12 protein-coding genes and 2 tRNA genes are annotated in these 13,957 nt (G+C 66.8%); 6 read left to right on the plus strand and 8 right to left on the minus strand.

What is annotated here, in order from left to right:
* Positions 1-204: 204 nt before the first annotated feature.
* The 5 genes from J2Y54_RS15755 to J2Y54_RS15775 all read right to left on the minus strand — a co-directional run bounded on the left by J2Y54_RS15755 (position 205) and on the right by J2Y54_RS15775 (position 5,650).
* Positions 205-280: transfer RNA gene (locus J2Y54_RS15755), tRNA-Thr, on the minus strand.
* Between the two features lie 52 nt (positions 281-332).
* Entirely contained in the window at positions 333-1,193 is an 861-nt protein-coding gene (locus J2Y54_RS15760; RefSeq protein ID WP_310041103.1) for a hypothetical protein, read from the minus strand.
* Positions 1,194-1,200: 7 nt separating this feature from the next.
* Positions 1,201-1,815 (minus strand): response regulator, encoded by a 615-nt coding sequence (locus J2Y54_RS15765; RefSeq protein WP_310041106.1) that lies wholly within the window; start codon positions 1,813-1,815, stop codon positions 1,201-1,203.
* A gap of 81 nt (positions 1,816-1,896) precedes the next feature.
* The gene (locus J2Y54_RS15770; RefSeq protein ID WP_310041108.1) at positions 1,897-5,466 is read right to left on the minus strand and encodes a CHASE domain-containing protein; all 3,570 of its coding nucleotides are present in this window, start codon (positions 5,464-5,466) and stop codon (positions 1,897-1,899) included.
* Between the two features lie 107 nt (positions 5,467-5,573).
* Positions 5,574-5,650, minus strand: a tRNA-Pro gene (locus tag J2Y54_RS15775).
* Between the two features lie 193 nt (positions 5,651-5,843).
* Here J2Y54_RS15775 and yajC point away from each other — a divergent pair.
* From yajC to J2Y54_RS15800, 5 genes are all read left to right on the plus strand, one after another.
* A complete protein-coding gene (gene yajC, locus J2Y54_RS15780) occupies positions 5,844-6,185 on the plus strand; it encodes a preprotein translocase subunit YajC (protein ID WP_310041110.1) in 342 nt (113 codons plus the stop codon).
* Positions 6,186-6,189: 4 nt separating this feature from the next.
* Positions 6,190-7,833 carry a protein translocase subunit SecD gene (gene secD / locus J2Y54_RS15785; RefSeq protein WP_310041112.1) on the plus strand — a complete coding sequence of 548 codons (1,644 nt, stop codon included), beginning with the start codon at positions 6,190-6,192 and terminating at the stop codon, positions 7,831-7,833.
* A gap of 12 nt (positions 7,834-7,845) precedes the next feature.
* Positions 7,846-8,823, plus strand: coding sequence for a protein translocase subunit SecF (secF, locus tag J2Y54_RS15790; protein WP_310041115.1), 978 nt, complete (start codon positions 7,846-7,848; stop codon positions 8,821-8,823).
* Positions 8,823-9,185: an MTH938/NDUFAF3 family protein gene (locus tag J2Y54_RS15795; protein ID WP_310041117.1), complete on the plus strand. Its 363-nt coding sequence runs from the start codon at positions 8,823-8,825 to the stop codon at positions 9,183-9,185. Before secF ends, J2Y54_RS15795 begins: the two co-directional genes overlap by 1 nt.
* A 72-nt stretch (positions 9,186-9,257) precedes the next feature.
* Positions 9,258-10,382, plus strand: coding sequence for a DUF3089 domain-containing protein (locus J2Y54_RS15800; RefSeq protein ID WP_310041120.1), 1,125 nt, complete (start codon positions 9,258-9,260; stop codon positions 10,380-10,382).
* Here the strand turns inward: J2Y54_RS15800 and J2Y54_RS15805 are convergent.
* The 3 genes from J2Y54_RS15805 to J2Y54_RS15815 form a co-directional block, all read right to left on the minus strand.
* A complete protein-coding gene (locus J2Y54_RS15805) occupies positions 10,379-11,545 on the minus strand; it encodes a glycosyltransferase (RefSeq protein ID WP_310041122.1) in 1,167 nt (388 codons plus the stop codon). The genes J2Y54_RS15800 and J2Y54_RS15805 overlap by 4 nt on opposite strands.
* Before the next feature lie 74 nt (positions 11,546-11,619).
* Positions 11,620-12,009, minus strand: a complete 390-nt coding sequence (locus tag J2Y54_RS15810) for a glycine zipper 2TM domain-containing protein (RefSeq protein ID WP_310041124.1) — start codon at positions 12,007-12,009, stop codon at positions 11,620-11,622.
* Between the two features lie 103 nt (positions 12,010-12,112).
* Positions 12,113-12,433, minus strand: a complete 321-nt coding sequence (locus J2Y54_RS15815) for a glycine zipper 2TM domain-containing protein (RefSeq protein ID WP_310041126.1) — start codon at positions 12,431-12,433, stop codon at positions 12,113-12,115.
* 92 nt (positions 12,434-12,525) lie between these two features.
* Between J2Y54_RS15815 and J2Y54_RS15820 the strand changes: the two genes are divergently transcribed.
* On the plus strand, positions 12,526-12,963 hold the full coding sequence (locus tag J2Y54_RS15820; RefSeq protein ID WP_310041127.1) for a cupin domain-containing protein: 438 nt from the start codon (positions 12,526-12,528) through the stop codon (positions 12,961-12,963).
* The last annotated feature ends 994 nt before the right edge of the window (positions 12,964-13,957 follow it).

Raw genomic sequence — 13,957 nt, forward strand, 5'->3', positions numbered from 1 at the left:
AGCTGGCAACGATGTTTAACGGCGCACGCGCGAAAGGCGAGGGGGAAAGTGCGGCGTCGGCGCCGTTGTGGTGCAGCAGTCGATCGACATGCGCTCGCTAGCAGATCGACCCGCTGGCGATCTCGCAGGACGTGACATTGTTGTGCAGCGCAGCGCCTCGGCGACGTCTGCACCACGTGGATTCCGCCGCAGCCAGTGTCGGGGTGGTGCCGGTTGCAGGGATCGAACCCGCGACCTTCGGTTTACAAAACCGCTGCTCTACCAGCTGAGCTAAACCGGCGCGGCGGGCTGGCAGGCGTGCACAGTCCGCGTCTGGATGGCGCTCCTTTGCGTCAAGCGATGCCGAACGTCCAGCCCTCCGATTGCGCAATCGCTGCAGTCAGACCGCCCGGTTGCCATAAGGCGGGGTCCTGTGCGCGGCGGCGCAACCATGCCGCGGTCAGGATCGCATCGGTTGCATGGTCCGTATAATGCGCGAGCGGCGCATGCGGCCTTGTGCCCAGAGCCGCCAGCGCACGGTCGAGCGTCACGCCGTCGCGCAGCTTCGACCGGCCCTTGCGTCCGCCGGCATCGCGCGCCGCGATCGCGGTATAGATTTCCACGACACACGCCCCCGCGCGGGGTGCTGCATCGAATGGCCAGATTGGCACCGCGCCGTGCAGCCGGTGCAGCAGCCGCATACCCGCAAAGCTGGCCTTGGCGACCTGCGCGGCGCCGATCGCGTCGAACACGGTGGACGGCTTGGTGCTTCCGTCATGCGCGACTTCGCAGCAGCGCCAGTGCAGAAAATCGGCTTTCCGGCCATCCGCCGCACCAAGATAGAAATGCCGCCCCCGCCGTTCCTCGATGAACTGTGCGGCGCCTAGGTCCGCGTCGGGGCTGTGCGCATCGACATGCGCCCACAGCTCGGATGCCTGCGCACTGCACGTCTCGCCCGGCAGATGCGCGCCGCGTGCGACAAAGGGGGCAGAGAAGCTGAAATCGAATCCGATCAGCATCGGTGCGTCGGCACGCGCGCGCACCCAGTCGAGCACGTCGCGGCGCGACCAGTGGCGATCGGGTGGCGGGATGAGCTGCGGCGCGGCGTCGCCAGCGGTGCAGTGCGCGACCGCGATCCCTGCGTGGCGCGATCCGCGCGCGCCGGACCAGTCGATCGCGACGAACTCGCGGAAATGGTCGGGCGCTCCGGCCATCTTGCGCTCAGCCGGGCGTTTCGATCCCTGCCAGCACGGCCATGCGGATCGCCTCGGCAAAGCTGGCGACGTCCAGCTTGAGCATGATCCGCGCGCGGTGCGACTCGACCGTCCGGACGCTCAGCCCCAGCTTGTCGGCAACCTCGCGGTTGGTCATCCCGTCGACCAGCAGCGCCAGGATCTCGACCTCGCGGTCGCTCAGCGTCTCCAGCCGCTCGCGTTCGCGCCCGCTCTGCTGGTCCAGCGTCAGATTGCGGTCGAGATGCTCGAACGCCACGCGCAGCGGCGCGAGCAGCTTGTCGAGGGTGAACGGCTTTTCGATGAAGTCGATCGCGCCCCGCTTGAGCGATTCGACCGCCGAAGTGATCTGGCCCTGGCCCGACACGATGATCGCCGGAAACCGGTTCTGGTCGAGCGTGCGCAGCGCGTCATTGCCTGAAAGACCCGGCATGTTGAGGTCCAGCAGCACCACGCCCGGCGTCGCCCCCTGCTGCGCGGCGGCGAGGAACTGCTCGGCCGACTCCCACGCACGCACATCGACCCCGGGCAGCGTGGCAACCAGGCTGGCGATCACGTCACGGGCAAGATCATCGTCATCGACGACGTGGACGGTTCTGGGCATCTGTGTTCGCTGCTCGCAAGACGGAACGCGCGTGATAATCGTGCCGTTCCACAAGTCCATATAGTTGCGCGCAGCTACTACTCAAATTGCATCGCCATGGGAAACGGTTTCGATCCTCTCGCGCAAATTATGCGCAAGGATGATACGTTCGTGCGGGCTGGCCTCTGCCATCGCCCGTTCGGTCTCACGCGCGGCGTCGCCCGCCTCGTCGTCCCCGAAATGACCGGCCGTGCCCGCGAACTTGTGGATGTCGGCGACCAGCGCGGCGACGGTTGCCGGGTCTTCGGCGGCGGCGAGGTCGAAGCGGTGCAGCGCATCGGCGAGTTCGGCCTTGCGGGTCCGGTATCGCTCCACCAATGCAGCCGGCGGTGCGGACGAATCCGGCACCGGGTCCAGCACAGGGGCTGGCGAAGCCGCTCGAGTGGCGCGTGGCCGTGCCCACGTGGCGATGGCACGTTCGAGCGCGTCGCGGCGCACCGGCTTGGCAAGATGCGCCTGCATGCCCGCCGCCGCACAGGCATCGATATCGCTCTGATAGACATTCGCCGACAGCGCGACGATCGGCAGCGTATCGGGTCCATGGCCCAGCGCGCGCAGCCGCTGGGCCGCACCGATCCCGTCCAGCACGGGCATCTGGATATCCATCAGGACCAAGTCGTAGGGATCGCCCGACTCGGCCGCGGCGACCGCGCGCGTCACGGCTTCGGCGCCATTGCTGGCAATGTCCATCTCAAGCCCCAGGCGCGCGGCGGTTGCGCGCATCAGCGCCTGATTGATCTCATTGTCCTCGGCCAGCAGCACGCGCGCTGCGGGCATCGACGGCTTGCCGCCGGCGGCGCTCGGCATCGCGGCGCTGCGGTCCGCATCGGCGTCGGGTGCCGGGACGCAGGGCAGGGTAAAGTGAAACACGCTGCCTTCGCCGACGCGGCTGTTGACCTTCAGCGTGCCGCCCATCAGCCGGACCAGCGAGCTCGAAATGGTCAGTCCCAGCCCGGTACCACCGCGTCCGGACAGTGCTTCGCCGCTGAGCTGGACGAACGACTTGAAGATGTCCGCAATCCGGTCGGGCGGGATGCCCGGGCCGGAATCGATCACCGCAAAGCGCATCGCATCGCCCGCGCGCGTGACTTCCAGCCGGACAAAGCCTTCCTCGGTGAACTTGACCGCATTGCCGATCAGGTTGAGCAGCACCTGGCGCAGCCGCAGAGTATCGCCCCGCACCCGCTGCGGAATTGCAGGGTCGATTTGCACTTCCAGCCACACGCTGCGCTGCCGGACGCTCGGCATCAGCATCCGGATCGTCGAGCGGGCCAGTTCCTCGATCGCGATCGGCTCGTCGGCCAGTTCCATATGCCCCGCCTCGATCTTGGACAGGTCGAGCACGTCGTTGAGTAGCGCCATCATGTTGGTGCCCGATTCGACGATGATCTGGGCATAGTTGCGCTGGTCGGCCTCGAGTTCGGTCTCGAGCAGCAGTTCGGCAAAGCCGATCACCCCGTTCATCGGAGTACGGATTTCGTGGCTGAGATTGGCCAGGAATGCGCCGCGCGCCTGCGATTCGCGCTGCGCCGTGTCGCGCGCCTTCAGCAGCAGGTTGCGCGCCTGGGTTTCGCTGGTGATGTCCTGCATGACCCCGAACAGCGCGATGGCGTTGCCGTCATCGTCCAGCTCGACCTGCGTCCAGTAACGCAGATAGCGCAGTTCGCCGTCGTCGCGCCGGATCCGCACCCGCGCGTCGAACGGCCTGCGCTCGCGCTGCGCCATTGCCAGCGCACGTTGAGTCGCCGGCTGGTCGTTGGGGTGAACATAGGCGAGCGATTCGGTGTTGTTGATCGCGCGGGCGGGGTCGCGCCCGGCGATCCGGTACAATTCATCCGACCAGAACAGCGATCCGGTGGCGATGTCGTAACGCCAGTGTCCGACATGCGTCGTCGCCTCGGTCAGCAGCAGCAGCCGGTTAGCCTCGGTCAGGTCGCGCGTCGCGCGCCGGACCTCGCTGGTCACGATCGCTTCGCGCCGGGCGACGATCCCCAGCACTGCGGCCAGCGCGAGGTTGATGGTCAGGCCGGTGAGCAGCACCAGCAACGGCTCGATGCTGCGCACCTTGCGCTCAAATGCTGTGGTGCTGTGCCATTCCAGCGACCAGACCCGCCCGGCGGCATCGATCTGCCGGCTTTCGGTATAGGCTGGCCGGTGGGTCTTGCCCGCGCTGGCCGGCGCGGTGTCGAACACCGTGATCCAGCTATTGTCGGCGTCCAGCGCGCGGATGCGCAGCTCGAACTCCTCGCCTTGTGTTTCGGTCAGTCCATTGAAGAACCGCTCGGCCGGGAAGGGGTGGTAGACCCAGCCAAGCAGCGCCGCGCGTCGCGCGGCCACCGATTGCGGCGGTCGCCCGGTCGAGTAGACGGGCCGCATCATGGTGAAGCCATAGCCGGGACCGCGATACTGCACGAATTCGACCGGCAGGGTGACGACGGCCAGCCCGGTATCGCGCGCCTGATCGGCTGCTGCCTTGCGCTTGGGGTCGAACGTAATGTCGAGACCCAGCACCGCCCGGTTTTTCTCGAGCGGGTAGATATAGGTCACCACATAATGCGGCCCGGTCGGCGAAGCGCGCTTGAGCTCGGTGATCGGCAGCCCGTTGCGGCGCGTCTCGGCGCGATATGCGTCGAGCCCCGCGCGCGGAACGTTGCGAATGAACCCGATATCGCGGATCCCGGGATAGGAACGCTCGATATCGATCACCTCGGAATAGGCAGCCCATTCGTCCCAAGTCACCCGCTCGCCGGCGGTGAACAGCCCGGATGCAGCGTCAAGGCTCTGCGCTGCGCGCGCAAGCCGGCCGCGCAACGCTTCTTCATTTGCGGTCGTCAGAACCGAAAATTGCGACCGCGCCGTCGCCAGTACCTGCTCGCGCGCATTGATCCACGCAAACAGGGTCAGGGCAAGGCCCAGGCCGACCCCCAGCGCGATATAGCCATAAAGCCCGCGAACCGGCTCGCCACGCCACAATGCGCGCAGGCGCCGGCCTTCACCGATCATTGCGAACGGCGCGACCGTGAGGATGCCGATCGCATCGCCCAGCGCCCAGACCGCCATGTTCGCCGGAACATCCTGCAGCGGAAAGCCGCGCAATATGACGAGGGCCGCATTGCCGATCGTGGCGGATATGAGCACGGGGATGACAATGCCCAGACCGATCGCGACGGCGACGTCGTTGCGGCGGGAAATGTCGATGCGGCGACCGAATCGTGCGCGCAACAGCGTCGCCGCAACCAGCGCCTGCAGCGTCGCACCGCTCGCGGTGAACACCGCCAGGGTCAGCGTCCGGGTGAAGCCCGATCCCATCGACATGCCGATGGTGACGTTGAGGATGAGCGATCCCAGCAGGACACCTGGCCACATCCACCGGCCATGCAGCAGCAGCGCGCCCACGGCGACGCCAGAGGGAAGCCACAGCATCGCGACATTGGCCGGCGGGATGGCGAGTTGCTTGGCAACCCATCCGCTCGTCACGAACAGCACCGCCAGCAGCGCGATCCGCTGCAACCGGATCAGGGGTGAATCGGGCGCACGCGGCCGGGGCGCGGGCAGCGCGGAACCAGCAGAGGGGGCGTCGGTCACGGTGGCCACGGCGAGATCGTATAGCATGCGTAACGCAATGCGCATCCCCGCATGTTTCTGGAATGTGCGGGCGCGGAAGGCGCTGCCGACGGACCCCGCATCGGCGCTGCTCAGGCTGACGATGTGGTGGAAATTGGTCGGGGCGACAGGATTCGAACCTGCGACCCCCACACCCCCAGTGTGATGCGCTACCAGGCTGCGCTACGCCCCGACCGAAGGCAGGCCCTCTAGGCGCCTGTGGCGGGGGATGCAAGGGGGTTCGGTCGGACTCTGTTCTGGCTGCGCCAAAGCGGTCCCGGCCCGCCGACAGTTGCGCCCGCGCAACACAAGTGGTAGCCCGCGCCGCTTGAACCGGGGGGCATCGCTCCCCACCAATAGGCCCACATCTCAGGCCCGGGAAACCCATGATCATCACCCCAGCATTTGCACAGGCCGCCAGCGGCGCGGCAGGACAGGCCAGCGGCGCCGCGTCGTTCCTTTCGATCGCACCGCTCGTCCTGATCTTCGTTGCCTTCTACTTCCTGATGATTCGCCCGCAGCAGAAGCGGATGAAGACGCTTCAGGCGACGATCGCGTCGATGAAGAAGAACGACACGGTCATCACTGCAGGCGGTCTGGTCGGCAAGGTGGTGTCGGTGGACGACGTCTATGCCAATGTCGAAATCGCGCCGACCGTGAAGGTCAAGGTGGTCAAGGCGACCATCGTCGAGGTTCAGCCGCTCGGCGGCAAGCCCGCGAACGACTGACGCCATGCTCGATTTTCCCAAGTGGAAAGTGTGGGCGGTGTGGCTCAGCATCGCCGCCTGCATCCTGCTCGCCGTGCCGAGCGTCGTCCCCGAAAGCTATCGGGAGCGCTGGCCGTCCTGGATTCCGCAGCCGTCGATCAACCTCGGCCTCGACCTTGCCGGCGGCAGCTCGATCCTGCTCGAAGCGGATGTCGACGATCTCGCGCGCACGCGCCTCGCCGCCAAGCGCGACGAGATCGAGACCGAGTTCCGGCGTCAGGATCCGCGGATCGACATCGGCGACATTTCCACCCGGGACAATCGCATCAGCTTCATGGTGCGCGACGTCGCGCAGGTCGATGCCGCGCGCGAGCGGCTGCTTCAGCTGACCGGCAGCGGCGTTGGCATGTCGGGCCAGCGCGAATGGACGATCGAGGTGCGGGACGGCACCCGCTTCATCGTTAGCCAGACCCGCGCCGGGCTCGATCAGGCAATCACCCAGGCGATGGCGGACGCGCGCGAAGTGGTCGATCGCCGCATCAACGCGCTCGGCACGCTCGAACCCACGATCATTCTCGAAGGGCGCAACCGCATCCTGGTCGAGGTTCCGGGTCTTAAGGATCCCGAAGCGCTCAAGGCATTGCTCGGCAAGACCGCACGGCTTGAGTTCAAGCTTGTCGACCTGACCGCCAACCCCGCCGACATCGCCGCCGGCCGCCCGCCGATCGGCAGCGAAATCGCCCCCTATCCGACCGCTCCCGGCGGGGCCCCTTATATCGCCTATCCGGCGCGAGAGGGTGAGGTCGCCAGGATCGCGCTGAAGCGTCAGATCATCGTCAGCGGCGATCAGCTGATCGATGCCAAGCAGGAATTCGACCAGGACCAGCGCCCGGTCGTTGCCTTCACCTTCGACAGCCAAGGCGGGTACAAGTTCGCGCAGACGACCCAGGCCAATACCGGCAAGCCGTTCGCCATCCTCGTCGACGGCCAGGTCATTTCGGCGCCGAACATCAACGAACCGATCCTGGGCGGTCGCGGCCAGATTTCGGGCGGCTTCACCGTCGAAAGCGCCAACGAACTCGCCATTGCACTGCGCTCGGGCAAGCTGCCGGTCGCGCTCAAGGTGGTCGAGGAGCGGACGGTTTCGGCCGAGCTCGGTCAGGAATCGATCGAGAAGGGCATCCTCGCCGGTGTCGTCGGCACGCTCGCACTGATCGGCTTCATGCTGTTCACCTATCTCCGCTTCGGGGTCTACACGACCGCCGCGCTGCTGGTGAACGCGATCATGATCCTTGGCGTGATGGCGTTTTTCGGTGCCACGCTGACCCTGCCCGGCATCGCCGGCTTCGTGCTCACCATCGGCGCCGCGGTCGACGCGAACGTGCTGATCAACGAACGCATCCGCGAGGAACAGCGCATCCGCGGTCGCGCGGCAATCGCCTCGGTCGAATTCGGCTACAAGGAAGCAAGCCGCGCAATCTTTGACGCGAACATCACCAACGTCATCTCGGCGGCGATCATGTTCCTGTTCGGCTCCGGCCCGATCCGCGGTTTCGCCGTCGTTCTCGCCATCGGCATCGTCACTTCGGTCTTCACCGGCGTTACCTTCACCCGCCTGCTCGTCGCAGACTGGCTGAAGCGCAACCGCCCGAAGACGATCAACATTTAAGGGCCGCCGGCAATGCGTCCGCTCAAACTTGTCCCCGACAACACCAACATCCCGTTCCTGAAATGGCGGAACGTGGCGATGGCGCTGTCGCTGCTGCTCATCATCGGCTCGATCGTGCTGTGCTTCGTCAAGGGGTTCAACCTCGGCATCGATTTCGTCGGCGGGCAGCAGACCCGCGTGACCTTCAGCCAGCCGGTCGATGTCGAAACGCTGCGCCAGCGGGTCGAAGGGCTCGGCTATGGTGAAGCGACGATCCAGCGTTCGGGCACCAGCAACGAATATTCGGTGCGTACCCCACTGCCCGACGGTGGTGAGGAGGCCGCGAACAAGGCGGCCTCGGCCATCCGCAAGTCGATCGAACAGGGCTATCCCGGCGCTCAGGTCGGCGGCGCACAGAGCGTGTCGGGCAAGGTGTCGGAAGAGCTGTTCCGCAACGGCGCGATCAGCCTGACGCTCGCGATGATCGCCATCGCGCTCTATGTCTGGTTCCGCTTCGAATGGCAGTTCGGCGTCGGCGCGCTGTTCGCGCTGTTCCACGACGTCGCGCTGACGCTCGGCTTCTTCGCGCTGACCCAGCTTGAGTTCGACCTCAACATCGTCGCGGCGATCCTGACGATCATCGGCTATTCATTGAACGACACCATCGTCGTCTATGACCGTATTCGCGAAAATATGCGCAAATACCGCAAGATGGAGATGGGCGAGCTGCTCGACCTGTCGATCAACGAAACGCTGTCGCGGACGGTCGTGACGTCGCTGTCGATCGGTATCGTGCTGACCATCCTGCTGGTGCTCGGACCGGATGTGATCTTCGGCTTCACCGCCGCGATGCTGCTCGGCATCGTCATCGGTACCTTCTCGTCGGTCTATGTTTCGGCGGCGATCCTGCTGTGGCTGCGGCTCAAACCCGACAGCTTCCTGCCCAAGGAAGCGGCGGGTCCCAAGGGCGCTGAGCGGACCGGGCCGGTCGATTTCAAGGACATGCCCTGATGCGGGTCGACCGGACCCGGATCGAGGGGCCGGTCGTCGCGGGGTTCAGCGGGCGCGGCTTCCGCGTCGACGATGGCGTGTATGAGGGGTTGTTGCTGACCCCGACGCGCGCCGAAGGCTGGTCGCCTCCGTCGCTCGACGCGCTCACCGCCGACGATCTCGCGCCGCTGCTGGCGATGGACCCGCTGCCCGAGTTCCTGATCCTTGGCACGGGGGGCACGCTGCGCCGGCCGCCGGCCGCGCTCGAGGCGGCGCTGCCCTTTGGTATCGAACCGATGGACAGCCGCGCCGCGGCGCGCCTGTGGGGCGTGCTGCGCGCGGAGCTTCGCGGCGTTGCCGCGGCACTCTATCCGCTCGACTGAGGCGCCATACCCGATCTTCCAGTTTGATTTGAACTGCGGCATCATCCCCTCAAACAAGCAGGGGAGAGGATCATGCTGACGTCCGTCATTGCATTCGCCGCCGTTCAGGCCGCCGCACCTGCGGCAGCCGATTATCGCGATGCCGCCAACTGGCTCTGCCGCCCGGGGCGAGAGGATAGCTGCACCGTCAATCTCGACGCCACCGTGGTCGCCCCCGACGGCGCGCGCACGGTCGAGAAATTCACGCCGGCAGCAAACCCGAAATTCGATTGCTTCTACGTCTATCCCACGGTCTCGACCGATCCGACCCCGAACAGCGATCTCGGCATCGATGCCGCCGAACGCCGCGTCGCGATGATCCAGGCGGCGCGCTTCCGCAGCGTGTGCCGCGTTTTTGCGCCGATGTATCGCCAGGTGACGCTCAAGGCGCTGCAGGCGGTCATGGCCGGTCAGCCCTCCGGCGCCGACCCGGTGCTCGGCTATCGCGACGTCAAGGCCGCGTTCGACGATTACATGAAGCATGACAATCAGGGTCGTGGCGTCGTCCTGATCGGCCACAGCCAGGGCGCGCGGATGCTGTCGCAACTGCTCGAGCGGGAATTCGACGGCAAACCCGGCGCGATGAAGTCGATCATCTCAGCGATGCCGATCGGCTTCAATCTCGACGTTGCGGCCGGTCAGCGCACCGGCACGCTCAAGACCATCCCGACCTGCGCCAGCGCAACCGAAACGGGCTGTGTGGTCACCTATGTCAGCTTCCGTGCGACGGTGCCGCCGCCTGCCAGGTCACGCTTCGCCCGCTCGACCACCCCGGGCATGCAGGTTGCCTGCACCAACCCGGCCGCGCTCGGCGGGGGCAGCGCGCCGCTCGACGCCTATCTCCCGACCGGCTCGCTGCTTGGCACCGCGTCTGCCTTTGCGTGGAGCAAGGACGGGCCGCCGGTCACCACCAATTTCGTCAAGCTGCCGGGTCTGCTCTCCGGCGCCTGTGTAGTGAAAGATGGGGCGAGCTATTTCGAAGCAGTGCTGAACGCCGACCCGGCCGATGCCCGCACCGACACGATCCCCGGCGACGTCATGGTCGGCGCGCAGCGGCTCGACGACTGGGGCCTGCATCTCATCGACATGAACCTGGCGATGGGTGATTTGGTGAAGCTCGCAGAGACGCAATATGCCGCGTGGGAGGCGCAGCGCTAGCGCCCGACCAGTCCTGCCAAATGCGCATAAAGCGCCGCGGTGTTGGCCTCCCAGGTAAACCCCGCGGCGCCCGCGCGCACGGCATCCACCGGCGGCGGTGCGGCGATCAGCGCGCCGATGGCTTCGGCAAATGCCTCTGCGGTCCGCGCGACGATCCGGCCATGCTCGGGCGCGGTCACCAATTCGCGCGCACCGCCCGCATCGGGGATCACCACCGGAGTCCCGCTCGCCAGCGCCTCGACCCAGGCATTGGCCAGCCCTTCCGACGACGACGCCAGCGCCATGACGTCGGCCGCCGCCAGCAGGCCTGGCAAGTCGCCATGCGCCACGCTGCCCAGCAATGTCACCCGGTCGCCCAGGCCCAGCCGGGCGATCTGTGCCATCAGCCTGGGGCGCTCCGGCCCTTCGCCCGCAATCGTCAGCCGTACGCCGGGAAGCGTCGCGACCGCGTCGATCACGATGTCATGCCCCTTGCGCGGGATCAGCGCGCCGACGCTGGCGACCAGTGGTCCCGCGATGCCCAGCGCGGCCTTTGCCGCCGCGCGGTCGCGCGGAGCGAAGCGGTCGAGATCGACGCCGGTGCGATGCACGCGGATCTTCGCGCGGTCCATGCCCAGTGCGGCCATGTCGTCGCGCATCGATCCCGCAACCGCCAGCAGCCCGTCAGCTGCCAATCCGGCGTTCAGCACCTGTGCGGCGGTTCCCCGCGCGCGGCCCCAGTGATGAATGTCGGCGCCGCGCGCCTTGATCGACACCGGTACGCCAAACGCGCGGCCCAGCGCGACGGCGGCGACGCCGTCCGGAAAGAAAAAGCTCGCATCGATCACGTCAAAGGCGAAGTCGCGCCGGATCGCGCGCAGCAGCGGCCTCAGCCGCGCTGCGAGCATTGCGGCATGGAAGCGCCCGCCCGTTCCCGGCAGGTTCACGAAGCGCGGCCGCCACGTTTCGACCCCCTTCCAGTCTTCGTGCCGGGGCAGGGAGGCGAGGGGCGCATAGCGCCCGGCCCGGGAAAGCGGCCATGGCGGCAGACCGACCGGCGCGACCAGCTTCAGCGCAACATCGGGGTGCGCCGCCAGCCCCAATGTCTGTCGCTCGACAAACACGCCGAAATTGGGCCGGGTCGCATCGGGAAACAGCGACGAAAGGGTGAGAACGCGCAGCATCAGCCACGCGCCCTACACCCTTTGCGTTAACGATGCGAAACCGGGGCGGTTAGCTCAACGCCCCTGACCCTGCCTCAGCGGCAGCGTACTTCGCCCTTGTCGACCGATGCCCCGATCGCGGCGCCGCCGGCCGCGCCGATGATCGTGCCCAGCGTCTTGGAGCCGCCCGGCGCGATGATGTTGCCGAGCACGCCGCCGGCAATGCCGCCGACGATCAGGCCGGTGCTGCCGTCGCTGCGTCGGCAATAATAGCGGCCATCCGATCCGACATAGACATTGTCGCCACGGCCAAGGCGACGCTCGGGGTAGCGATCGCCTGCGCGATAATAGCGCGACGCGTCCCAATAGCCGTTTCCGCCGCTGGCATAGCCGGGCCGGTCATAGCCATATTGGGTGCACGCGCCGGTGAGCGCCATGGCGCCGGCGCTGAGCGCGATCAGGCCGGAGCGGAACGAGAAATTCATCGGGATTCTCCCTGTCTGTCAGGCCCCCGCCGATGCACTCCCAACGAAACGGGGCGCGGAAATATCCCGCGCCCCGAAACATTTGAGCGATGCAATGGCCCGATCAGCGGCAACGCTTGCCACTACGCTCGATCTCGCGACCGGCAACGGCACCTGCGGCAGCGCCCAGCAGCGTGCCGACGGTGCGGTCGCCGCGGGTGTCGATCGTGCGACCGACCAGCGCGCCGGCAACGCCACCGATCACCAGGCCGGTCGTCCCGTCGGGCTTGCGGCAATAACGCCGCCCGTCGCGGCCCTTCCACTCGCGATAGCTGTAGCGCTGCTTCTTGCTCTGCGCCTGCGCTTCGCCCGAGGTGAGCGGAAGCATCGAACTTGCCGGGACTGCCAGCGAAGCGGCGCCCAGCGCCAGCATCAGGTTACGCATGATCTTACTCCATCTTCCTGAAACGCCCTGCAAAAACGTCGGCGTGGCGGATGGGGTTTCATGAACGTCACATTTCGGGCAGTTCATCGCGCATGCAGGAAGCCCGCTCGCTCATCGAACGCCTCGCTCTGACCCCGCATCCTGAAGGCGGCTGGTATCGCGAAACGTGGCGATCTCAACCGGTTGGTGCAGGCGCCCGGTCGCCGGGTACCGCAATCCTGTTCCTGCTGGAGCAGGGCCAGCGGTCGCACTGGCACCGGGTCGATGCCGATGAATTGTGGCTGTGGCACGCCGGATCGCCGCTCGACTTGATGATCGCGGATGCCGTCGACGCCAATCCGGTGACAATCGCGCTTGGCGGCGACGTGCTTGCTGGGTACCAGCCGCAAGCGCGCGTGCCGGCGACTCGCTGGCAGGCGGCGGATGCGCATCGCGGCTGGGCATTGGTCAGCTGCATCGTCGTCCCGGGCTTTGACTTTGCCGGGTTCGAACTGGCGCCACCCGACTGGACCCCGCCGATTCTGCGCTGACACCGCCATGCCCGGGATTCACGTTATCCACAGGTCGTAACCGACGGTTGGCGCTTCGTCCGACTCGCAAAGCGTGACAGCATCCATGGGCAGGCAGATGCGGACGCGGCGGGAAACCAAAGCGAAATCAGATGTTTGTCACGGCCTGACCGATGCAGGTGCCTTCGGGAAACCGCGTTGATCGGGACGGGGACGCCACCCCGGGAAACCGCAGGGACGATGTTCGCATCGACCATGCGCGAACGGAACGGACAGGCGTCCAATGGCATCGCTCGCCCAGTGCGGGGGATGACAGGCGAACGGGCAGGGGCCGATGCCTTCGGGCAGCACTCCGGGCCGAACGCCCTGGACGCAAAGCCCGTCTTCGCACCGGGTGGAGCGGGTTGTGATGAAGCGGCAGCGCCTTCGGGGGTGGCCGCGACGCTGCAGCCACAGCCGCGACGGGACCAAAGCCTTTGGGCAGAGGAACCGACGCGAGGTGATCGAATGAGACGACCCTTCGGGGATCGTGTCGATCGATGACCGGACCGCGATGCCGGAACGCCGCAAGGCAGGACGGGATCGCAAGGACATCGAGGCGGGATCGCGGCTCTTCGGAACCGCCCCCGTCCCGGTGACCGGCCAGCGGGCGCATCGCGACCGTTGGAACGCAGCGTTCCGCACTCCCTTGCCGGACGCGGAACACTGTCTGCCGCCGCCGCAACGCGCCCGTCTCCCGGATGGGCCAGCATGCGGATGGCGACACCGGGGGGCTGGCGGAAACGCCGGCCCCCTTTTGGTTCTGGAGTGATGGCATATGCGGGTGCCGCCTTTCTTCTCCCTCTCCCCGCAAGCGGAGAGAGGGCTAATTCCCCAGCACCATCGTCACTCCGGCCCCGTGCTAGGGTACACCCCGTCTCAGGTCCAACGCTCCAGCCTCTTGCGGCGCGCCCCGCCTCCCGGTTGACCCAGAGTCCGGGGGGGCAACAAACGGGCTGGACGCGGTCCAGCCACG

It is taken from the genome of Sphingomonas sp. BE123 (genome assembly GCF_031456015.1).
In the GTDB taxonomy this organism is placed as follows: Bacteria; Pseudomonadota; Alphaproteobacteria; order Sphingomonadales; family Sphingomonadaceae; genus Sphingomonas.

Coding starts and splice junctions, on each gene's coding strand:
- J2Y54_RS15760 (WP_310041103.1), bottom strand. CDS start 1,193: ATGGCCGGAGCGCCCGACCATTTCCGCGAGTTCGTCGCGATCGACTGG.
- J2Y54_RS15765 (WP_310041106.1), bottom strand. CDS start 1,815: ATGCCCAGAACCGTCCACGTCGTCGATGACGATGATCTTGCCCGTGAC.
- J2Y54_RS15770 (WP_310041108.1), bottom strand. CDS start 5,466: ATGCTATACGATCTCGCCGTGGCCACCGTGACCGACGCCCCCTCTGCT.
- yajC (WP_310041110.1), top strand. CDS start 5,844: ATGATCATCACCCCAGCATTTGCACAGGCCGCCAGCGGCGCGGCAGGA.
- secD (WP_310041112.1), top strand. CDS start 6,190: ATGCTCGATTTTCCCAAGTGGAAAGTGTGGGCGGTGTGGCTCAGCATC.
- secF (WP_310041115.1), top strand. CDS start 7,846: ATGCGTCCGCTCAAACTTGTCCCCGACAACACCAACATCCCGTTCCTG.
- J2Y54_RS15795 (WP_310041117.1), top strand. CDS start 8,823: ATGCGGGTCGACCGGACCCGGATCGAGGGGCCGGTCGTCGCGGGGTTC.
- J2Y54_RS15800 (WP_310041120.1), top strand. CDS start 9,258: ATGCTGACGTCCGTCATTGCATTCGCCGCCGTTCAGGCCGCCGCACCT.
- J2Y54_RS15805 (WP_310041122.1), bottom strand. CDS start 11,545: ATGCTGCGCGTTCTCACCCTTTCGTCGCTGTTTCCCGATGCGACCCGG.
- J2Y54_RS15810 (WP_310041124.1), bottom strand. CDS start 12,009: ATGAATTTCTCGTTCCGCTCCGGCCTGATCGCGCTCAGCGCCGGCGCC.
- J2Y54_RS15815 (WP_310041126.1), bottom strand. CDS start 12,433: ATGCGTAACCTGATGCTGGCGCTGGGCGCCGCTTCGCTGGCAGTCCCG.
- J2Y54_RS15820 (WP_310041127.1), top strand. CDS start 12,526: ATGCAGGAAGCCCGCTCGCTCATCGAACGCCTCGCTCTGACCCCGCAT.